Genomic DNA, 21255 nt, shown 5'->3' on the forward strand with positions numbered 1-21255 from the left:
TCTTATTTGCCAGCGATTTCTTTCGCATGGCAACTCAAAGTAACTCAGAAGATTGTAGACGAAAAAAACGGCTCCTAAAAGGAGCCGTTTTCATTTGAAACGAATCGCGAGAATTACTTCTTAGATTTTCTTCTTCTTGCGGCAACCGTCATACCGATTAAACCTGCACCAAACAATGCAAGTGAAGCGGGCTCTGGCGCGTTCGCATCAGGTACGAATACACTGATTGGGTTTTGCGTCATTGTGACATTGCCAACGCCCATAAAAGAAAGACCAGTTACGAAAGCGGTTGGATCAGCAGGATCAAGGCCAGCAGAAATCTCTATGCCACGAATGCTGAAACGGCTCAGACCGGCGGCATCGATGGTAGTTAGGTCGAAAGTGACACCACCTTCAATATCGTAGCCGGAGTCAACATATTCTGTGCCGTTCCAAAAGTATAGATCATAAAAGTTGTCGCCATAACCCGCTGGCAAAGTAACGCTAGCGAAGTTTGGTCCAGTAGTGATTTCATAATCATAACCAACGGCGATGTCCGGATCGATCCAGATAGTCTGGTTTGGTACTGTAATTTCGAAGTCAAACACAAAACCTTCATCGACAATAACGATTTGAGGTAGCAAAGGCGCGTCCGCAGATGAACCATCTGAGGTAACGCCATTGCGTATCGCCATCGTCCACAAACCCGGTGATAAGACGCTTACATTACTCGTTGCAGCTAGATTCAAAATGTCAGCACTTAAAGAACCAGGGAGGGAAAGAAACTGACCCGCGCCTGAATCATAACCGGCTGATGCTGGCGTACCACCGAACCCATTTGAACCGCCGCTGAAATCACCAGTTGTCCACTGCAACTGGTTATAACGGAACTCGATGTCAAAATCCCCGGTATTGATATCGGAACGATCATGAAGAATCATCTGGAAATCGTTAAGCTTGTCTACATGGTTAGAGTAGTAGCCAACATTGCTCCAGGTAATGACCATAGTCTCCGCGTTGGGTGCGGCAACGTAGATTTCTCCACACGTGGCACAGCGAGTATCAACGTCTGCCCAGAAAGGCGCAATGATGGGTGTTGCGGTGCTTGCACCGGTAAATGCGCTTGGCGTAAAGGTGCTGAGCGAATTCCCAAAAGAGATGTTTCCGTTGGTATTGATGAAGAAATTGTTATAGGCGGTGCCAAAAAAGTTAACCTCGAATAGCGACCTTGATGAACTTGAGCCATCATCGTTACGCCAGAAGGTTGCTCCCTCATCGAGCGTTAAGGCATAGTCACCATACCCCGTCGGACCACCTAAACCATCAAGCAATGCAATCGCATGACTTGTCGAAGGTAATACAAAGCCAGCAAACGCAAGCGCGCTTAGCGACAATTGCGTTAGCAGCCTTTTTGGACTTTTCTGTAGCATTTTGCACTCCTCTATTGATTGTTGATTTTGTATGATGATAGCAATTTGTGAACCAAGCAATAAATGACAATAAAAACAAATGGTTGTAATGCTCATGTGATTCTTGGAGTTCAATTATGTAAAATTACCCGACAAACAGAGATGGATATATTTTATATGGGTAGAAAAAATTCCTATGTTGGCAATATGAATCAATAGCAAGTATCTTTCGTGCACAGGCTTGCTGATCAAGAGGGAATTGTGTTGAAAAAACTGATAATGATTTGTTGTTTGTTTTTCATTCAATCAAGTGCGTTTGCATTCACTGCAGGAGAGTTGGCTGAGCAGTGTCGGGTTACTCAGCAGAAGTTGCCCGAGAAAGAGGCGGGTGAGAAGGCTATAAAGCGCTTTCTGGATACCGGAACTTGCGCTGGTTATGTTGGCGGCGTCATCGCCGGTGTGAACCTGGCTGGTGCGATGATGATGGAACAGAAAGTCATGAAGACCAATTTCATCTGCATGCCACGTAAATATCATGCACAGCAACTGGTGAAAATGTTTTTGGACTATATGGACGAAAATAAGAAATATGCCAAAGAGTCTGCACAGCTTACGGTTTACAACGTATTTCGCAAGCGCTTTCCATGTAAATAGTCTGGCGAAGCTATTGTGTAGCCTCTGGGCATATGTTATTTTTCGCCCTCAATTTTTAGGCGCGTAGCTCAGTTGGTTAGAGCACCACCTTGACATGGTGGGGGTCGTTGGTTCGAGTCCAATCGCGCCTACCAGACACCAAGGCATCGCCCACAAAGCGGTGCCTTTTCATTTTCACGCGACCCCTCGTATAGGTCGCCACTGATAGGAGTATGTAATGCCCGTTATTACCCTTCCCGATGGTTCCCAACGTTCTTTTGATAAAGCTGTCACTATCCACGATGTTGCTGCGGATATCGGACCTGGTTTGGCAAAAGCCGCGCTGGCTGGCAAGATCGACGATAAGCTACTGGATACTTCTCATCTGATCGAATCCGATGTGACGCTTAGCATTATCACTGAACGCGATGAAGATGGCCTGGATATCATTCGCCATTCATCTGCGCACTTGCTGGCCCAGGCGGTCAAGCAGCTCTTCCCTGAGGCTCAGGTGACCATAGGCCCGGTAATCGAAAACGGTTTTTATTACGACTTTTCCTTCGAGCGTGGTTTTACGCCGGAAGATCTGGAAAAGATCGAAAAGCGTATGCAGGACATCATCAAGCAAGATATTCCGGTGCATCGCAAAGAAATGAAGCGCGAAGAGGCGATCGAATTCTTCAAGAACATGGGCGAGGTCTATAAGGCCGAAATCATAGAATCCATCCCTAAAGGCGAAACGATTTCTCTGTATGAACAGGGCGACTTTATCGACCTGTGTCGTGGCCCGCATATTCCGAGCACCGGCAAGATCAAGGCGGTCAAGCTGATGAAAGTCGCGGGTGCCTATTGGCGCGGCGATTCACGCAACGAAATGCTGCAACGCATTTACGGTACTGCCTGGAATAACAAGAAGGATCTGAAAGACTATTTGCACCGTCTTGAAGAAGCTGAAAAACGTGATCATCGCAAGATCGGTAAGCAACTAGATCTTTTCCATATGGAAGAATTGGCGCCAGGCATGGTGTTCTGGCATGACAAGGGCTGGATAGTCTATCAAGTCATCGAAAGCTACGTGCGTAAAACGATACGCGAAGCCGGTTATACCGAAGTAAAGACACCGACTGTCGTTGGGCGCACTCTATGGGAAAAGTCTGGGCACTGGGAAAAATTCCACGAGGACATGTTCACCACCCACTCGGAGGAGCGTGATTACGCAATTAAGCCGATGAACTGCCCGTGTCATATCATGATCTTCAACCAGGGGCTGAAGAGTTACCGTGACTTGCCCTTGCGCATGGCCGAGTTCGGATCCTGTCATCGCAACGAGCCGAGTGGGGCCTTGCATGGGCTGATGCGTGTGCGTGGTTTCGTGCAGGACGACGCGCATATCTTCTGTACAGAGAATCAGATTCAGGATGAGGTCGCGGCATTTATCGACCTACTATATAGAGTATATGCGGATTTCGGCTTCGACGAGGTTATCATCAAGCTTTCAACTCGCCCGGAAAAGCGCGTCGGTTCCGACGAGATCTGGGATAAATCCGAGCATGCGCTAGAAACAGCCTTGAATAACAAAGGCCTGGCTTGGGATCTGCAACCGGGTGAAGGGGCTTTTTACGGGCCCAAGATTGAGTTCTCACTCAAAGACTGTATAGGCCGGGTATGGCAGTGCGGCACCATCCAGGTAGATTTCAATACTCCGGGTCGTCTGGGATCAGAATACGTTGACGAAAATAACGGTCGTCAGGTGCCGGTAATGCTTCATCGCGCTATATTGGGTTCTTTGGAGCGTTTTATTGGTATTTTGATCGAGAACTATGCCGGCGCTTTTCCTCCCTGGTTGGCTCCCGAACAGGCGGTAATTGTCAATATTACCGACAATCAGGCAGATTATGTTGTCGAAGTCGAGGAAACACTGAAAAAACAAGGCTTCAGGGTTAAATCCGACTTGAGAAATGAGAAGATCGGATTTAAAATTCGCGAGCACACATTACAGCGTGTGCCGTTTATTTTGGTTACCGGTGACAAAGAAGTCGCCGATAGGACTGTGGCCGTGCGAACCCGCGGCGGGAAGGATCTGGGTGCCATGAGTATTGAGGCATTTGGTAAACTCCTGCAAGAGGCGGTGGATCAGCGCGGTCGTTCTGTTTTGGAGGAATGAGTATCTCAGGCAAGAAGCGCGAAGTTCGCATGAACGCTGAAATTACATCACCACAGGTTCGCCTGATTGGTGCTGATGGGGAACAGGCAGGGGTTGTGCAAATTGCAGAAGCACTGGCTGTTGCAGCAGAAGCTGGAATGGACCTCGTAGAGATCTCACCGAATGCCGAACCACCGGTATGTCGGGTTATGGACTACGGCAAGTTTCTGTTCGAACAGAACAAGAAACAGCAAGCCGCCAAGAAGAAACAGAAGCAGATACAAGTTAAGGAAATCAAGTTCCGTCCAGGAACTGAGGAAGGCGACTATCAGGTAAAACTACGCAACCTGATTCGCTTCCTAAACGATGGGGATAAGGCCAAGGTGACATTACGTTTCCGCGGTCGTGAAATGGCCCACCAGGAACTCGGCATGGACTTGCTCAAGCGCGTTGAAACTGATCTCAGTGAAATCGGCGCAGTAGAGCAATATCCAAAGATGGAAGGCCGACAAATGGTGATGGTTATTGCCCCGAGAAAAACCAGATAAGTGAATAATTAACGTCGCCAAACATGTTGTTTGGCCAAATGCGGAGTGTATTAAATGCCTAAGATGAAATCGAACAGCGGCGCGAATAAGCGTTTCCGTCGCAAGTCTAGTGGTGCCGTCAAGCGTGGCCAGTCTCATCGTCGCCACATACTGACCAAGAAGAGCACCAAGCGTAAGCGTCAGCTGCGTACTCCTTCTTGCATCGCAAGTACAGATATCGTGTTTATCGATCGTCTGTTGCCTTATAAATAAGTTGGAGAGGAGTCGAAGCTATGCCAAGAATTAAACGTGGTGTTCAGGCCCGTCGCCGACACAAAAAGGTTTTAAAAGCCGCCAAAGGTTATTATGGTGCCCGCAGTCGCGTCTATCGCGTTGCCAAGCAGGCTGTAACCAAGGCAGGTCAATACGCCTATCGTGACCGCAAGCAGCGCAAGCGTCAGTTTCGCGCGTTGTGGATTACCCGTATCAATGCCGCAGCACGCGCCAATGGTATTACCTATAGCCGTATGATCAATGGTCTGAAGAAGGCCAGTATTGAAATTGATCGTAAGGTATTAGCGGATATCGCGGTATTTGATAAGGACGGTTTTGCCAGGATCGCAGAAGCGGCAAAATCCGCCTTGTCCTGATAACGATACGCGTTTTTACAGTGTCAACGAAAAGGGAAAGGTGTGATGCCTTTCCCTTTTTTGTTTTGAGTATCTCGGCGTAAGCCACGCGCCCCACGAGAATTAGGAAATGGAACAAGCATTAAATCAACTCACCGAAGAAGCTCAGGGCAAGATCAAATCAGCCAGTGATCTCGCCACACTTGACGATATACGTGTTCACTACTTGGGTAAAAAGGGTGTCCTGACCGAGCAACTGAAAAATCTCAAAGACGTACCACCTGAACAGCGTCGCGATGCTGGACAGGTAATTAACAAAGCTAAACAAGCAGTGCAAGAGGCTATTGAAGCGCGTAAAAATGATTTACAGCAGGCGGCACTGGATGCGCGCCTGGCAGAAGAAACCATAGACGTAACTTTGCCCGGTCGTGGTCAGCATCGTGGTTCATTACATCCAGTAACGCGAACGATACAACGCATCGAATCTTTCTTTAAGGGCATGGGTTTTACCATCGCCCACGGTCCGGAAATCGAAGACGATTATCACAACTTCGAGGCGCTGAATATTCCCGAGAATCACCCGGCGCGGGCGATGCAGGATACGTTTTATATCACCGAGAATTCTCTGTTGCGCACCCAGACCTCGGCTGTGCAGATACACGTCATGGAAAACGCCAAACCGCCGTTTCGCATTTTGTCCTCCGGACGTGTGTATCGTTGCGATTTCGATGTCACTCATACGCCTATGTTTCATCAGGTCGAAGGCCTGTTGGTGGACAAAGACGTCAGCTTTGCCACACTCAAGGGAACCTTGAAAACGTTTATGGAACAGTTTTTCGAGGTCGAAGATTTGCAACTGCGTTTTCGTCCCTCGTATTTCCCGTTTACCGAACCGTCAGCGGAAATCGATATACAGTGCGTGATGTGTTCTGGAGATGGATGCCGCGTATGTAAACAAACAGGTTGGTTAGAAGTCGGTGGTTGCGGCATGGTGCATCCTCAGGTGTTAAAAAATGTCGGCGTAGATAACGAAGAATACGTTGGTTATGCCTTTGGCATGGGTGCCGATCGTCTGGCGATGTTGCGTTACGGCATAAACGATTTGCGTCTGTTATTCGAAAACGATTTACGTTTTCTCAAACAGTTTGCCTAGACGGTAAGTGAATAAAACGCGGCGGCTATTGTGCCGTCGAGGGTTGGATACGACGCAACACGCGTCTTACAAAGAAGTTAAACAGCGACTATGAAATTCAGCGAAAAATGGTTACGTGAATGGGTGAATCCCAATGTGGATACCGCCACTCTGGCGGAAGGTTTTACCATGGCGGGTCTCGAAGTAGACAGCCTGGAGGCAGCAGCGCCACCTTTTAACAATGTTGTCATTGGGGAAGTGTTAACCGTCGAAAAACACCCGGAAGCGGACAAGCTGAATCTGACCACGGTGAATGTCGGAAGCGAGACGCTGAAAATTGTTTGCGGTGCGAGCAATGTCGCGCCCGGTATACGCGTACCCACCGCCATGGCAGGTGCGACGCTGCCTAATGGTATGACGATCAAGAAGGCCAAGCTACGCGGTGCGGAGTCCCACGGTATGTTGTGTTCCGAAGCGGAAATCGGTCTTTCGGAAAGCGCAGAAGGTTTGATGATTTTACCTGGTGATGCACCTGTTGGTATGTCGATCCGCGAGTATCTCGATCTCGACGATACCATAATTGAAGTAGATTTCACCCCAAATCGCGGCGATTGCCTGAGTGTTGCCGGTATGGCGCGAGAGGCGGGGGTATTAAACAATACTGTAGTAAATGTGCCGTTAGTGAATAAAGTTGCCGCGACAATAGACGAAACGCGTGAAGTCGTAGTGCATGCCACTACGGATTGTCCGCGCTATCTCGGTCGCGTCATACGCGATATCGACGCAAGTGCTAACACACCGCTGTGGATGGAAGAACGCCTACGTCGCGCCGGATTGCGCTCGATCAGCCCGACTGTTGATGTGACCAATTATGTTTTACTCGAACTCGGCCAGCCGATGCACGCCTTCGATCTGGATAAACTCAGCGGCAAAATCATCGTGCGTCGTGCCGAGAAAAAAGAAAAACTGAAATTGCTGGATGACAGCGAAGTCGAGTTAGACGAACAAGTGTTAGTCATCGCCGATGAAAAACAGGCACACGCATTTGCTGGTGTAATGGGCGGTCTGGAATCTTCTGTTACCGAATCCACACAACATATATTTCTCGAATGCGCCTTGTTCTCACCAGATGCGATACGCGGCAAAGGTCGACGTTTTGGTTTGCAAACCGATTCATCTTATCGCTTCGAACGCGGTGTCGATTTTGAATTGCAGGCACGAGCGATGGAGAGAGCCACAGCGCTGATTATTGAAATAGCCGGAGGTAATGCCGGTCCTATTGTTGAAGCGGTGTCACAAGCTGACATGCCGCGTCGTGATGCAATTGCGTTGCGTACCTCGCGTGTTGAACGCGTGTTAGGAATAACAATCGACAACAAACAAATCGAAAATATTTTGCAAGGTTTAGGCATGACGGTGTCGTCAACTGCAGACGGTTGGCAAGTGACACCACCGAGTTATCGCTACGATATTTCTATCGAGGCCGACCTTGTGGAAGAGGTGGGACGCGTCTATGGTTATAACAATATTCCGACTCACATGCCGTTAGGCGAATTGAAATTAACTGATGAGTCTGAAGCAGAACTCGGTATGCCGCGTCTCAAGGAGATCTTGATCGACTCCGGTTACAACGAAGTCATTACCTATAGTTTCGTTGATGCAGATATTCAGAGTTTGCTTGATCCGGAAACCGAAACTGTCGCTATCTCCAATCCGATCTCGGCAGAGATGTCGGTGATGCGCACCACATTGTGGTCTAGCCTGTTAAAGACATTGGTTCACAATCAAACGCGACAGCAAAACCGGGTACGCATTTTTGAGACCGGAATGCAATTCAGCCAAAAAAGTGGCGTTGTCGCGCAAGACCTGATGGTGGCCGGTTTGGCCTATGGCGATGCCTTACCCATAAATTGGTCGGAAAAACCGCGTAAAGTGGACTTTTATGATGTGAAAGCGGATTTGGAGCGCCTGTTTTGCGCTACTGGTGGACTCAATGGCGTGGTATTCGAAAGTGCGCAACATCCGGCCTTACACCCCGGACAATCTGCAAGGGTTTACAAAAACGGCATAGAAATTGGATGGTTAGGATGCCTGCATCCGGTTGTGCAGAAAAAACTGGACCTTCCAACACCGGCATATGTGTTCGAACTGTCCTACGCTGCACTGAAAACCGGTAGCGTTCCGGGGTTTCAGGCGATTTCCAAGTTTCCATCCATACGACGGGACTTGGCCCTGGTGGTAGATGAACAGGTCACCGCCCGGAAAATTGTTGAAGAAGTTGAAAAAACTTCTCCACAGTTACTGAAAGATATTGATATATTTGATATATATCGCGGGAAAGGTGTCCCCGAGGGAAGTAAGAGTCTTGCAATAGCGATAACCTTGCAGGATGATACGCAAACCCTCACGGACGATAGGGTAGAGGCTGTAGTCCGAACAATCTTAAACTCATTGAAGGATTCAACGGGCGCAACACTAAGAGAGTAATCTATGGCGTTGACGAAAGCGGATATGGCGGAAAAGCTTTTTGAGGAATTGGGCCTCAATAAGCGAGAAGCAAAAGATCTGGTAGATCTCTTTTTCGAAGAAATTCGCGCGGCACTGGAAACCGGTACTTGCGTGAAGTTGTCGGGTTTTGGCAATTTTACACTCCGGGATAAAAATCAACGTCCTGGTCGCAATCCGAAGACTGGAGAAGAAATTCCCATTTCTGCACGGCGCGTGGTAACCTTTAGGCCGGGACAAAAACTTAAAGCTAGAGTGGAAGCATACAAAGGCAATGGAGAGCAACAACAAGAACAAGGTTGAACTGCCGCCGATACCGGGAAAACGCTACTTCACCATTGGCGAAGTGAGCGATCTCTGCGCAGTCAAACCTCACGTATTACGATACTGGGAACAGGAGTTCCCGCAACTGAAACCTGTCAAACGTCGAGGCAATCGACGTTACTACCAGCAGCATGACGTACAGATGGTGCGTACCATACGCAGCTTGCTTTATGAGCAAGGTTTTACCATTAACGGTGCCAAGCAGCAGCTGTCGCGACGAGATTCCAAAAAGAGCAAGGCCGTTGAGGCCGAGACAACGGCAGCAACAAGCCCGGTCTCAGGTTCTCAGGATCTGGTAAAGGCGTTGCGTACGGAGCTGGAAGACCTTCTGGAAAACCTAGCTGATTGATTCTTCAGGGGTTTAGTACCTGGTTTTAGTCGTTTATCTGGAACCTTTTTTAGGGTACCATAGGCGCCTCTTTGACATTGGTCGGACATTCGGGGCGTAGCGCAGCCTGGTAGCGCATCAGCATGGGGTGCTGAGGGTCGGAGGTTCAAATCCTCTCGCCCCGACCAATTTACCTGAATTCTCGTTCCCTGCACGTTAGTTATTCTGAGTTTACGTCTTTCTTCGCTTCGAGGATTCCCAGCCGACCTTCGGCCGGCGTTCGAAGAACTGCGTTTGTCCACTGGACAAACGGTTTCTTCTCACCCTCTCGCCCCGACCAATTTACTTGAATTCTGAGTCCTTGCCCGTTAGATACTCCGTGTTTATACCTTTCTACGCTTCGAGGATTCCCGGCCAACCTGCGGTTGGCGTTCAGCCAGCTGCGAAATGACATTAGGTCATTTCGGTCTGGCTTCACCCTCTCGCCCCGACCAATAGATTCAAATTCTTATTATCATTCTAAGGATGTCGGCTTTTTCTTCTTGAAAAATATTATCGAATTCCGATAATATCTGTATATGATAATTTCGTTTGGGAATACGTTAGCTGAGGACCTGTACTTCGATAAGAAGTCGAAGGAGGTTCGAAAATTTCCAAAGGATATTCACCGGGTTGCGAGACGCAAACTGCTCTATTTGCATGATGCGGGAGACCTAGACGATTTGCGTGTGCCGCCTGGAAATCGATTGGAGAGACTGAAGGGAGATTTGTCAGGGTTCCATTCGATACGAATCAACGATCAATGGCGGGTGATATTCAAGTGGGAAAACGGGAATGCAAGTGAAGTTACCATCGTTGATTATCATTGAAGAATTAAAGGTGATACGAAATGAAAGAACCTAAGAATCCATTTCATCCTGGAGAAATTCTACTAGAAGAGTTTCTTGAGCCAATGGAAATGTCACAAGCAGCCTTTGCTAAGAAGCTGGGTTGGACTACAACACGCCTCAATGAACTGATCAAAGGGAAGCGTGGGATTACGGCCGAATCAGCCTTGGATCTAGCTCAGGTATTGGGTACTACTCCGAAGCTATGGATGAATCTGCAGGCAACATGGGATTTGGCTAAGGCGGTAGAACGTCGGAATAGGGCGGCGTAGAGACTAGTAGAATGGACATGTAAATTATTGTTCCTTGTCGCACGATATTGTCTGATATTGCAATTCAGTGAAATAATGAAAACAAATAGATAGAGTGATGTAGTCGCCTAAATGGGGTTGTGGGGGACGGAGGATCAAATCCTCTGCAAGTTAGATACTCCGTGTTTACGTCTTTCTTCGCTTCGAGGATTCCCAGCCAACCTGCGGTTGGCGTTCGAAGAACTGCGTTTGTCCACTGGACAAACGGTTTCTTCTCACCCTCTCGCCCCGACCATTTTACCCGAATTCAAATTCCTGCACGTTAGCGAAACCGAGTATACGACTTTCTTCGCCTCGAGGATTCCCGGCCAACCTGCGGTTAGCGTTCAGCCAGCTGCGAAATGACATTAGGTCATTTCGGTCTGGCTTCACCCTCTCGCCACGATACACAAATCAAAGTGTGTGCAATGATCTGCTACTAACTGGGCCCCACTTCCGGCTACACTCTAGAGTTCTAGGGCAAATAACTTCCAGCGTGCCTATGTAGTCTCACTCGTGATAGATCGCATAGATACCGACTGGGTATATAAGGCTGTGTTGTAACAATCAATATTGTCTAGTGGGAATGTAGACAGTCCCCAGATTCATTTTTGAAATGAACCGAACGCGGGAGGCTAGTTCTAGCTATAAAAGTATTAAGTCAGGAAAGCCGAGAATCTCTTCCCTTATTAATGGTGGGTGCGCAACAGGCGGCAACAATGCTAAAGATGGCGTGATAAAAAATTCGCGGTATAAGTCCGCAGTACCATGGGCCAGTACTAGCGTTTATCGCTAAAACACGAATCAGCTGAGCCTATCCGATTTGACGGATACTCAAGCCATGGGAAATTGGCCGAAATAAGAATGTTATATTTGAACGAGAATTCGACACCGCTATTTTGACGAAGAAATATAAGATTGAGGCGGTAAAACAGGGTACAAACAGCAGCAAAAAGGCTCGACAAATGATCATGGGCGAGATGCAGAATACATTTATGGCTGACCCAGAATCCCTCATCTTTCAGCCAGTCACGGAAATGATGATTACGGTAGAAGGAAGGATTAAATTGTTTGTCTTGCTCGACTTCGATCCTAACTAAAACGGAGTAATAGTTCCTAAGCAGTAGAATTATCTCCGTTATATTGCAATAAGAAAAATGAATAGAAATAACGTCTTTAAACTATTCAAGAAAAATTATCGCGCTGATATAATCCACCCAGAATGGGGCTATTCTGAAAATTATAAGCATAACTTTTAGCTGCATCCATAGAAGAAGCTAGATAAAAATAAAGTCACGGATGCTGTATTGTACTAGGTAGTATGGCTGCAACTTCAAATGTTACAAGGTATATTGCTTGCCTGTTCCGGCGCGTGGATATTAGTACGCGTTGGTGCAACTCAAAACACATAATGGACTAGGTGTGTGGTGAGTATTATTGCAGGCTTTAACTATCATAATCTTACTCCTGTTGTCGGGGAGATCACACCGACGTTCGCACGATTTTTATATCTGAGTGAGATTCCCTGCCGCGTAAGCGCATCAAGCGCTGCCTTAAGCGCATTTCTATATCACCTAACCCCGGATACTGTTGGTGATGCCTACATGGTTGCATTGACGACATTCAATCGACTGTTTCCCGAAACTCCTGTATTTGTTACCGCAGATTTTAATAACCAGAATTTAATACTAAATGCATTTCGTGCCACCAAGGTCTATGAGTTTGGCATTCTGCCTATGGAAATTGAATTTCTGCGTCAAAGTATAAGCAGGGTGATAGAGCATGAGCCATCAACAGTGGTAGAGCGGGACAAGGAGTCTGATACTATTCTGGTTACTGGTCTAAGCAAGGAAATACAGCAAATAGTCCTATATATTGACCAACACTATCAGAATAGAATGCCGGTTGAATTTATCTCGAGTCTTTTCAATATGAGCCCAGATAATTTTTCACGAAAATTCAGCAAAGAACTAGGTATGTCTTTTCGAGAGTACCTCAAGACGATTCGTCTACAACAAGCACACTATCTATTACATAACACCTCCCTGTCTATTGAGGAAATTGCATTTCGGGTTGGTTTTAGTGATCCCTCACTGTTTTCGCGTATGTATTATGCAAAATACATGATACGACCTTCAATTTGTCGTCGTGACAAACGTTTGGCTGCTTCTTCAGGAAGTTAATACCAGTAGTTTAAAGATAGACCCAGTGCAGCGACATAATGCTCAGATCGTTCGCCATTGTTGACATTTTCACCATTGGGGAAATAGCGAAACTGGTAAAAGCGACCATACCCTGAGAGAGAAAGGCGTGAATGTAGCGAAACATCTACGCCGAGGCTAAAGTTGGCGTCACAACAAGCACTCTCCTCTCCGGAAAAACCAAGGGTTTCGATGGAATTCAGTGCATCCAACAAGTCAATGGCGAATTTTGCATACGGTGCTATTCGATTAGGCCCCTGAACTAAAAAAATGCCATAAAGTGGATAGTAATTGTTTTGCGTAAAGTCCAGTGGTTTGTTGTAAAAGTGGATTCGACTAAGGCCAAGGCCAACTGCTGCCTTCATGTATTCATTGCGGCCAAACCAAAGTTTCGAAGCGCCAAAAGTATTGATTCCGCTTCCAGATTCATAAAAAATATCGATGCCTTGTGTTAATTCGGTCGGTGCTTTGGTAGTCGTTAGCAAGGTATCCGCAGCGAAACAGGTTTGTGATGTTGTGAAGATAATGACTAGTATAATTGGTACAAATACGCGCATCATATTGCTGTCTAGATCCTACTCTTTTGTTTGTTCAACCGTAGCAAACCCTACCTGCTGGTTTAATGAATTAGTTGGTAGCAAATGCTGTAGCAGGCTATCCATAGCAGTTTTCCAGGGATAAGTATTTAGATCACCCAATTCCTCAATGTTATAGTTTTGTTGTGAGGCACCGCTGACTAAGAAGGTATTCTGTTCTATCGTAGTGAGAGCTGCAATACCCTCTACAGCCCCGGCAATCACATTTCCTTTCCGGTCATATATCAAACCCTTGAGCGCAACTGTAGTGAAAGGGGATACCCCACTAACGGGGCTCGGAGTTTGTAACTTTGAGCCAAGATAAAGCGTGTTGCCAGCATTGGCAGCTACTTGCTTCAGCTTATCCCGGATTGAATTTTTTGCATCTAACCCTTCAAGCAACATATTTGGCTGAGAAGAGACATCAATGATACCGATACTTATATCAAGAATATATTCAGGTATATCGTCATGGTAATTCTCTAAAAAATACCGATACCATTTACCTGAACCTTTGACGAGGGTTAGCATGGATTCCGTGCTATCAGGCGCGCTACCTGAGCGTCGCCAATCGGGCCCCAATACATGTTCAGGCCTGCCATAGTGAATTCTTGGTAGATCGATTAGTAAAAGTGAATTGGTGTTCTCGGGACTATATGTTTCAACAAGGCCATGCTGAGGCCACTTTGGCCATTGATGAGTATAGCGCTCAAGGACTCGCCCCGATAATTTCTGTTGCAAGTATTGGGACAAGAGGGGTAGCGCATTTGAAAGATAGTTGTACATATTGGAGTCACGTAATGATTCAACTTCAATCAGAGGATCTACATGCACTGGAAAGTAGCCCACCTCCCCGGCGGCTGTTCCCATCGGAATATAATATGGAGGACGTAGGACTTTTCTGTTGAATACGAGTCCACTATCTGATGCATTTGACCACTGCAGAGTGCAGGCGTTGAGTAGTGTCAAACATCCTAGCATTGCGATACCAGTAATTCTATTGGTGCCTTTCTCAAATTGAGTTTGGATCAGGTGAAACATATTTAAATATCCTTTCTTTTACTTTCAGTTCAAGCTTCTGATTAGCGATACTTAGTAGGAAAGATTCGTTTTCCGGGTAAATCGATGTGGCGTTTGCGATGACATCGATCAAAGCGATTTGTAAGGTTGCTGACTCTGCTCCTTGATCAATTTCTTTTTGTAATTGATCTTTTGACCAATTACTAATTTCTAAATTCCCACTAAAAGGAACCAAGGCCAATACGCCTGCCGCTTTTACGCTATAGCTTTTTTCCTGGCTAAAATGCGCTGTAAAGGTGTCAAATGCGTCGCTCGACTCTATCGTAGCAATGGCCTGGTAGGCCGCACTTCGTACATCTTCGCTGCTATGTCCTAAAAAAATGGCAATTGTCGATATAGACGCAGGGTTTTGTGAATTCTTCAAACTATGTAGCAATACTACTAACTGCTCTTCGTCGCTACTTTGTGCTAGTTTGTTGCTGAGTTGGTCGACAATATGTTCTGGATTAGACTCCACCGATGCTTTGGACGGATGGGCTAAGGATCCTAGTGCGAACAGTGTAATATCTTGGTATTCGACAGAATTTTCACTGAGTTGCCAGAGTCCATCAATAGTTAGTTTACTGGGAACGTCAATTGAATGCATGGCGGCCAGAGCGCGGGATCGGGTGGAGTCGGCGGAGTACCTATCCATGGCAGTAGCAAGCAGAGCTGCCTGATTTTCCTTCATTCCAGCTTTAGCAATCGCATACCATAGAAATAGTTCTTCTCGTTGTACAAGACCAGAGTTCTGCATGTTTAGTTTGGTAATTATTGAGGTACTAGCATCAGGGTTTTTTCGGAGATAGTTAATCATAAAGTCACGGGCAAGGTTTTCAAAATTGGGGTCCAATAGCTGACTGATATAGAATTCAATGGCCTCATCGGGCGACTTTCCTAGGGCAAGTGCATCCAATTCAGGAATTGTCTTAAGACTACTAAAATCTAATGTTTTAGTTTTGTTTAGCGCACTATTCAATTGGGTAAAGCTATCTGGAAACTTAAAGGCAGCATAGCGTTGAGTTCGTTTAGCTGTGAACTTTCCTTTTACTTCGCTGAAAATTGTGCCATCTACGAATGTTTGGGTTTTCTCTTCACCTTTGATGGCGTTTATCCAACCAGTTTTTGTGTCAATTTGCAAGTTTGTTAAGGATTCGGGAATTTCGATATTGGTGCGGGCAATACCGTTTGAAAACAATTGCAAATATTTTGTTCTTTGTTTTTCCATTTGCCAAAGTTGATCTTGATGAATATTGAAATTCTTGTACGAGGCGACATATTTCCCTAGATGGTCGCTTTCCTGTACTGCCCACTGACTTCGTTTGTCGATCGGGCTGATGAATTGAAATTGACGAATGGTTTGTTGAATATACTGTGACGCATCAGCGGTAGCCTCGTTATGTATATTAATAGCATAAATTTCGCCGTTGTTTTTTAATTTGAAGGAAAATGGGTTTGCAAGATCGTCAATATATGATACTGGAGCATTGTTTATGTTTAGAGTACGAATGCGGATAAAACCACCAAATTCCCAGTATTTTTCGTGCTTCTCATAAACATGAAGGATGAGTACGCCGTATGAATACAAATCAATATCTGATTGTGTGCTAGTACTATTCCCGATAATCAGTTTTGAGGAATCCAACCAGCCATTGGCTTGAGACACAAAATCAAACGCCAATTCTTCATTTTTATTAAAGTTTGGTTTGTATAGAAGATCTGAAGAATTCAATCCTACTGACACTGGTTGGATATCTATATTGGTAAAAGTATTTGGAGTAGTTTGAATGTTTGGTTTTTGTTCATTTTTTGAGAATTCGGTAGGTATTTCCTCTTCGTAATACACAAGATAGTACGCTGCGGCCACAAAAGCTGATGCGATTAGAGTAACTCGAGCTAAATTTTGATATTTTTTCATGGTGTAATATAAATAGTTTGAATTTAATTTGTCCGAACAGACAAAAATTGTGTGGCTTAGGTGTAATTTTGAGAATTATTTCTGCTTTTTGAATGAAGTGCCGCTTGACTAGCGGCACTTCAGACAACAGGACATAGCGTCTCAAAAAGATATTGTTACGCTGCGCCAAACGACTGTGAATATTGTTTCAAATTCCACTTTTGAACTATGCCGCCAAAACTGATCATGGTTGCCTTGTAGATAGTCGTCCAATAAGTACCACAAGGGTATTTGATACCCCATTTAGAACAAAGTTTAACATTCTTTACGTCTCCAAATACGCCAATTTCGCCTTTCAGCGAATTGACTTGCCCCGGCAGTCCTGCGCTCAATGTGGCGCCTGTAACATTGACTAGCGCACTTGCTGCCATGTTCTGCTCGATACCTAGCAAAGTAAGCCACCCATAAATACCACCCCTGGCAAAAGCCAAACTGACATTACCGTTTACAATGGCGTCTAGTTTGGCATAGGGGCCGTAGTTGAAAGTTAGTTGTGAGGAAGCTAACTGTTTAAAATTCAGGGATCCTTTAGCACCAGCTTCACCTCGCAGCCCCGCTTGGATATTAAACGGAATTGGACCAAGAGGAATTGGAATGGACGTTGTCGTTTGTGTCCATAGTACCTGTGTTTCCTTTCCTAAAGCATCTTTGGTGCTCCAATCTGAACCACTTAGTATGTCTTTGTTGGCGCTCCAATAGGTCTTAGACAGAATTTGAACGTTGTAGTCGTAGTGTGCAAGTGCGGTAGGGGAAAAGATATTAACAGCAGCTTTTCCACTGACATTCGCAACACTCCAGTCTTTCAATACTTTAACGTTAACGAAATTATTTGTTCCAGCATGAAAGGCATAGGGAATTCCAGCTTGTTGTGCGTAGCTTATATCAAATCCGGTTTCGTAGTTCGATCCAAAATATTTGTTTCCGAATTTATCTGCCTTTTTTGCTGTAGTAATTTTGACGTCATATGGCCCGAAGTGACTAACCGCTACTGCAAAAGCGTTCTGCACGGATGCTATGACCAATACCAAAAGCAATAATGTTTTATACATTTAAATCCCTCTCTATTATTCTAAAGACAATGCGTCAAACACAAAGTAAGTTATGAGTTACCGATTGCGAACTAATCGGCATCCAAGGCGATTCTCCAAATCTTATTGTCTGTTTCACTAACTTCGTCTACTAAGTTACGAGAATCTACGCGAGCGTATACGTGAAAATAGCCAAAGTATTGATTGAGTGCGGTTCTCAAAGGTTCTGTAATCTTTAAACGTAGCGCACCACTGCGGCTCTGTTGTTTTGGAATAACAGGACAATCTACACAACTAGGTTCAATTTCCCAGCTTTCAGAGTATGTCGTTGATTCGTTTCCTGCAGGGTCTTCGATAGCGACAAGCAGCGGGAAGTCCACACCGTTAATTGTTGCGCCGAAATCAATAGACACACTTCCAACAGAGTATGGAATATCTTGAACATCCGTTGAAACTTCTAAATTCACCCGGATTTCATCCGTGTCGCTACGCACAACTCCGCCATTTCCTCCGAATGAAAACTCCGTGGCGCGCAAATTAGGCTTGTCAAGTTGTACTACCTGGACAACATTGGGAAAAAACTTCCAAGATAGGTTGTTTGGTGTTGTGGTACCATCTGCCAAAATAATTGCATCACCTGAATCTGTTGTTTCAATGTCCACGGGTTGTACGTTTATAGTAAAGATGTAGTTGTCCGGATCGACATTATTCGGAAAAGCGAAGGCTGGTGGTCGAACTTTGGCACCATACGTAGAAATATTATCCATTTGAAAGCTCAAAACTACCCTTTGCGGTTCGACGCTGTCGTAGTTGGCAAGGTTTTCTTCAAATGTTAGATCTGGGGAAGCCCAGTTAACTCCCACGGTTACTAAAGCATGGGGGATGTCTTGCGTCGGCTTAATAAAGAATTCGATATCTGTTGGCATTCCTATATAAAAAGTGGTCGATTTAATATAGAAATTTTTGATTTGTATTTCTCCACCTTCCGGAACGATGCTCCCCTCTGCTATCGCGCATAGCGGTAAAATCAATCCTACGATACAACCTAGTATTTTCCTCATTTGTTTCTCCCTGTACTAGACATGAAATAGAAGTCGTTGCAAGCGATGGGGTGATATTCGACAGGTTTTCCTTGGGTGCAGCAATAGTCCGCAGTTTGCCTGGTGGTATTACCCTATCCTCTCAAAGTAACTAGAATCGGTTTTCATAACGGGAAGTTACTTTGTGCAAAGGGTATGCACTTTAACTTGCACTCTATGCTGAACTGATTACTTCAGTCCTCAAAGTTTGTTGCACGATGTTGCTAACTTAGCCCATGAATGCTGTATTCCGTTGAAGACTGAGAGAATGCTAACGCAAACAAGAAATCTCAAACCAGGACTTTTCTGGGGTAAAAAGAGGACTTACTTGGGAGGGAGGGAAACTTATTTTTACAGGTAAGAAGCCCTCTCGTTTTTCAGGGCTGGAACGGAATTGTGTTTTTGGTGAAAAGTGAATTGGTAATTTAGGTGGGTTTTATTTATTTAGGTCGACGAGATTTTCTCGCCCCGACCAATTACCTGAATTCTGAGTCCTTGCCCGTTAGATACTCCGTGTTTATACCTTTCTACGCTTCGAGGATCTCCGGCCGACCTACAGTCTGCTTTCGTTAACGTGTCACTCGCTTCTTAGAAATTTCATTTATATAAAAACAGCGGGCCAGAAAAGTCTGGCCCGCCATCTCTTATTTCTCCCAATTTAAAAACTGCGTTTTCATCGCGATCATCCGTGTTTTTATCGTCGCGCCTTTGGCTTCAATCATCGATTGTGTTGTCGGCACTGATCGCGATAACCAATAAACACAAGCTGATAGTTAGCAGCGGTGGAGCTGTTGCGATTCAAAAATTTTTCGAAAATGTTGCCATGCTTCTGGCCTCTGGTGTTTATGCCTTGGTAGCGGGAATCGGTGCAGATCCCGCTAATACGATGATATGGCTTGGTGTGCTCGTGCTCATTGCCACCACGATAGTGTCCTGGCGTTTGCCTCGGGATACCGGTGAGTTATCTCAATAGTAAGTTGGTAGAGTCGCGATTACAAAAGTGGCTCAATCGGCATCAACTGCCAAAACAGGGTTTTACTTCGTTTCCAAAACGAGTTGTGTTTGTCCGCGTCTTCGGATGCGGCGTTCCAGCTGTTTTCCGGCAGCATGTCATTCAATATTTGCTGCGTGACCTGGGAGGCAATTTTCTCACTATGGATGATCGCCCCGATTTCGGTATTTAGATTGATCGAACGGGGGTCCAGATTAAAGGTGCCGATATAGCTTATCTGCTTGTCGATCACCATAGTCTTTGCGTGTAGTGCAAAAACAGGGAAATCTTTTTGCTGCGTTATTCTCCGCTCCATCAACGAGGTTTGTATTACGGGCGCGCTTTTATATTCAAATATCTCCATACCGAGTGCTAACAGTTCCTCACGTTGACTTTTATAGCCGCTAAAGGCCGGTAAATTGTCGGTGGATGAAAGCGAGTTTGTGCTTATCTTTATTGATACTCCGCGACGGAGGAGTTCGCCAAACAACAAAATTGCCTCGTCTGTCATTACCAGATAGGGCGACTGTATGATGATCGAATGTTTTGCAGATTGAATTAATTTGGCTAGCGCCTGTGTCGCCTGTCCACCCCCACCTAAGGTAAATGTGGAGGCGTTTTTTCCCGGTAGATCGGAGATAATATCAACTTTACACCACTCCAGTTCTTCAATCAGCTTCGGAAAATAGCTCGGAATGTCTTCTACCGCTTGACGAATTTCCGGGGCATAGTTTTCCCTGTCATTGGCGTAGGCGTGTAAATCACCATATACGGTTTCAATTTGACGATTATCGACGCTGACATTTTTTTGCATTATGCCTAACCCGTCATACAACTGTTCAACGGAAACGCTTATGGGATGCTGCCAATACTGTTCAAAGCTAGCGCTCATCTGACCTGCTGCGTCCCCGAGTAATAACACGTCGCGGTCACGGAAGTTGTATTGGTGATCAAAGTCGTAATATTCATCGGCCATGTTCCTGCCGCCTGTTATCGCTGCTACACCATCGACGATGAAAGTTTTGTTATGCATTCTTTGATTGAAGCTTCGAAAGCCGGTGAACATATTGAATACGCGCTTGTGTAACGGGGTGCCAACAGAGTGTTTTGGATTGTAGATCTTGATCTGAATATTGGGGTGTTTGGCGAGGGCCAATAAGGACTGGTCAGGGGCATCAATCAGCAGGTCATCGACAATGACCCGTACCGTGACGCCGCGCTCGGCTGCTCGTAACAGTGCCTCTGCGGCCAGTATGCCGATGTTGTCGCTACTCCAGATAAAATACTGGACCTCAATCGAAACTTTTGCATGATCGGCTAACCAAGCTCTGCTGATGAGGGATTCTTCGCCTTTTTCCAGAACATATGCGCCTGTATGTGGCGACTTTTCAGTGATGAGATGCTTGAAATAGGTATAGTCTATGTTGTTCTCGGAGGCGGCATGGCAAGCGAAGGCAAATATGGAGAAAAAACAGGCAAACCAAGTGGCGGTGGCCGTCTTTTTAGTCATTTGCAAACCGTTTGCAGAAACCAAAGAATTTATTCTAGATTGATGCGGCATGTGCTTGATGACTACCTA

General features: G+C 45.7%; 21 protein-coding genes and 2 tRNA genes. 16 read left to right on the forward strand and 7 right to left on the reverse strand.

Annotated features, from left to right (window positions below):
• Positions 1-113 precede the first annotated feature (113 nt).
• Entirely contained in the window at positions 114-1409 is a 1296-nt protein-coding gene (locus tag OEZ43_13960; GenBank protein MDH5546694.1) for a PEP-CTERM sorting domain-containing protein, read from the reverse strand.
• Between the two features lie 243 nt (positions 1410-1652).
• Between OEZ43_13960 and OEZ43_13965 the strand changes: the two genes are divergently transcribed.
• The 15 genes from OEZ43_13965 (at position 1653) to OEZ43_14035 (ending at position 12969) form a co-directional block, all read left to right on the forward strand.
• On the forward strand, positions 1653-2042 hold the full coding sequence (locus OEZ43_13965) for a Rap1a/Tai family immunity protein (GenBank protein ID MDH5546695.1): 390 nt from the start codon (positions 1653-1655) through the stop codon (positions 2040-2042).
• Between the two features lie 57 nt (positions 2043-2099).
• A tRNA-Val gene (locus tag OEZ43_13970) sits at positions 2100-2176 on the forward strand.
• An 83-nt stretch (positions 2177-2259) separates the two neighbouring features.
• Positions 2260-4185: a threonine--tRNA ligase gene (gene thrS / locus OEZ43_13975; protein ID MDH5546696.1), complete on the forward strand. Its 1926-nt coding sequence runs from the start codon at positions 2260-2262 to the stop codon at positions 4183-4185.
• Positions 4182-4712 carry a translation initiation factor IF-3 gene (infC, locus tag OEZ43_13980; GenBank protein ID MDH5546697.1) on the forward strand — a complete coding sequence of 177 codons (531 nt, stop codon included), beginning with the start codon at positions 4182-4184 and terminating at the stop codon, positions 4710-4712. The genes thrS and infC overlap by 4 nt, the downstream gene beginning before the upstream one ends.
• A 54-nt stretch (positions 4713-4766) precedes the next feature.
• On the forward strand, positions 4767-4964 hold the full coding sequence (gene rpmI / locus OEZ43_13985; GenBank protein ID MDH5546698.1) for a 50S ribosomal protein L35: 198 nt from the start codon (positions 4767-4769) through the stop codon (positions 4962-4964).
• Between the two features lie 20 nt (positions 4965-4984).
• Positions 4985-5341 carry a 50S ribosomal protein L20 gene (rplT, locus tag OEZ43_13990; GenBank protein ID MDH5546699.1) on the forward strand — a complete coding sequence of 119 codons (357 nt, stop codon included), beginning with the start codon at positions 4985-4987 and terminating at the stop codon, positions 5339-5341.
• A 109-nt stretch (positions 5342-5450) separates the two neighbouring features.
• Complete coding sequence (gene pheS, locus OEZ43_13995) at positions 5451-6473, forward strand: phenylalanine--tRNA ligase subunit alpha (GenBank protein ID MDH5546700.1); 1023 nt, start codon at positions 5451-5453, stop codon at positions 6471-6473.
• A gap of 90 nt (positions 6474-6563) precedes the next feature.
• A complete protein-coding gene (gene pheT / locus OEZ43_14000) occupies positions 6564-8939 on the forward strand; it encodes a phenylalanine--tRNA ligase subunit beta (protein MDH5546701.1) in 2376 nt (791 codons plus the stop codon).
• Between the two features lie 3 nt (positions 8940-8942).
• Positions 8943-9260, forward strand: coding sequence for an integration host factor subunit alpha (gene ihfA / locus OEZ43_14005; GenBank protein MDH5546702.1), 318 nt, complete (start codon positions 8943-8945; stop codon positions 9258-9260).
• A complete protein-coding gene (locus OEZ43_14010) occupies positions 9232-9630 on the forward strand; it encodes a MerR family transcriptional regulator (protein ID MDH5546703.1) in 399 nt (132 codons plus the stop codon). The genes ihfA and OEZ43_14010 overlap by 29 nt, the downstream gene beginning before the upstream one ends.
• A 90-nt stretch (positions 9631-9720) precedes the next feature.
• A tRNA-Pro gene (locus OEZ43_14015) sits at positions 9721-9797 on the forward strand.
• A 390-nt stretch (positions 9798-10187) separates the two neighbouring features.
• Positions 10188-10478, forward strand: a complete 291-nt coding sequence (locus OEZ43_14020; protein ID MDH5546704.1) for a type II toxin-antitoxin system RelE/ParE family toxin — start codon at positions 10188-10190, stop codon at positions 10476-10478.
• A gap of 20 nt (positions 10479-10498) precedes the next feature.
• Positions 10499-10768 (forward strand): HigA family addiction module antitoxin, encoded by a 270-nt coding sequence (locus OEZ43_14025; GenBank protein ID MDH5546705.1) that lies wholly within the window; start codon positions 10499-10501, stop codon positions 10766-10768.
• Between the two features lie 917 nt (positions 10769-11685).
• On the forward strand, positions 11686-11886 hold the full coding sequence (locus tag OEZ43_14030) for a hypothetical protein (protein MDH5546706.1): 201 nt from the start codon (positions 11686-11688) through the stop codon (positions 11884-11886).
• Positions 11887-12213: 327 nt separating this feature from the next.
• Positions 12214-12969 carry an AraC family transcriptional regulator gene (locus tag OEZ43_14035; GenBank protein MDH5546707.1) on the forward strand — a complete coding sequence of 252 codons (756 nt, stop codon included), beginning with the start codon at positions 12214-12216 and terminating at the stop codon, positions 12967-12969.
• Here OEZ43_14035 and OEZ43_14040 read toward each other — a convergent pair.
• From OEZ43_14040 to OEZ43_14060, 5 genes are all read right to left on the reverse strand, one after another.
• The gene (locus OEZ43_14040) at positions 12966-13547 is read right to left on the reverse strand and encodes a hypothetical protein (GenBank protein MDH5546708.1); all 582 of its coding nucleotides are present in this window, start codon (positions 13545-13547) and stop codon (positions 12966-12968) included. The two genes, OEZ43_14035 and OEZ43_14040, sit on opposite strands and share 4 nt — an antisense overlap.
• Before the next feature lie 15 nt (positions 13548-13562).
• Positions 13563-14603 (reverse strand): hypothetical protein, encoded by a 1041-nt coding sequence (locus OEZ43_14045; protein MDH5546709.1) that lies wholly within the window; start codon positions 14601-14603, stop codon positions 13563-13565.
• Positions 14575-16539 carry a HEAT repeat domain-containing protein gene (locus OEZ43_14050; GenBank protein MDH5546710.1) on the reverse strand — a complete coding sequence of 655 codons (1965 nt, stop codon included), beginning with the start codon at positions 16537-16539 and terminating at the stop codon, positions 14575-14577. Before OEZ43_14050 ends, OEZ43_14045 begins: the two co-directional genes overlap by 29 nt.
• Before the next feature lie 155 nt (positions 16540-16694).
• A complete protein-coding gene (locus OEZ43_14055; protein ID MDH5546711.1) occupies positions 16695-17627 on the reverse strand; it encodes a hypothetical protein in 933 nt (310 codons plus the stop codon).
• Between the two features lie 71 nt (positions 17628-17698).
• A complete protein-coding gene (locus OEZ43_14060; GenBank protein ID MDH5546712.1) occupies positions 17699-18667 on the reverse strand; it encodes a hypothetical protein in 969 nt (322 codons plus the stop codon).
• 748 nt (positions 18668-19415) lie between these two features.
• On the opposite strand from OEZ43_14060, the gene OEZ43_14065 reads away from it, so the two are divergent.
• Positions 19416-19658, forward strand: coding sequence for a hypothetical protein (locus tag OEZ43_14065; protein MDH5546713.1), 243 nt, complete (start codon positions 19416-19418; stop codon positions 19656-19658).
• 19 nt (positions 19659-19677) lie between these two features.
• Here OEZ43_14065 and OEZ43_14070 read toward each other — a convergent pair whose 3' ends face one another.
• Positions 19678-21186, reverse strand: a complete 1509-nt coding sequence (locus OEZ43_14070) for a phospholipase D family protein (GenBank protein MDH5546714.1) — start codon at positions 21184-21186, stop codon at positions 19678-19680.
• Between the last annotated feature and the right edge of the window lie 69 nt (positions 21187-21255).

The sequence above is a fragment of the Gammaproteobacteria bacterium genome, assembly GCA_029881255.1.
Taxonomy (GTDB): Bacteria; Pseudomonadota; Gammaproteobacteria; order S012-40; family S012-40; genus JAOUMY01.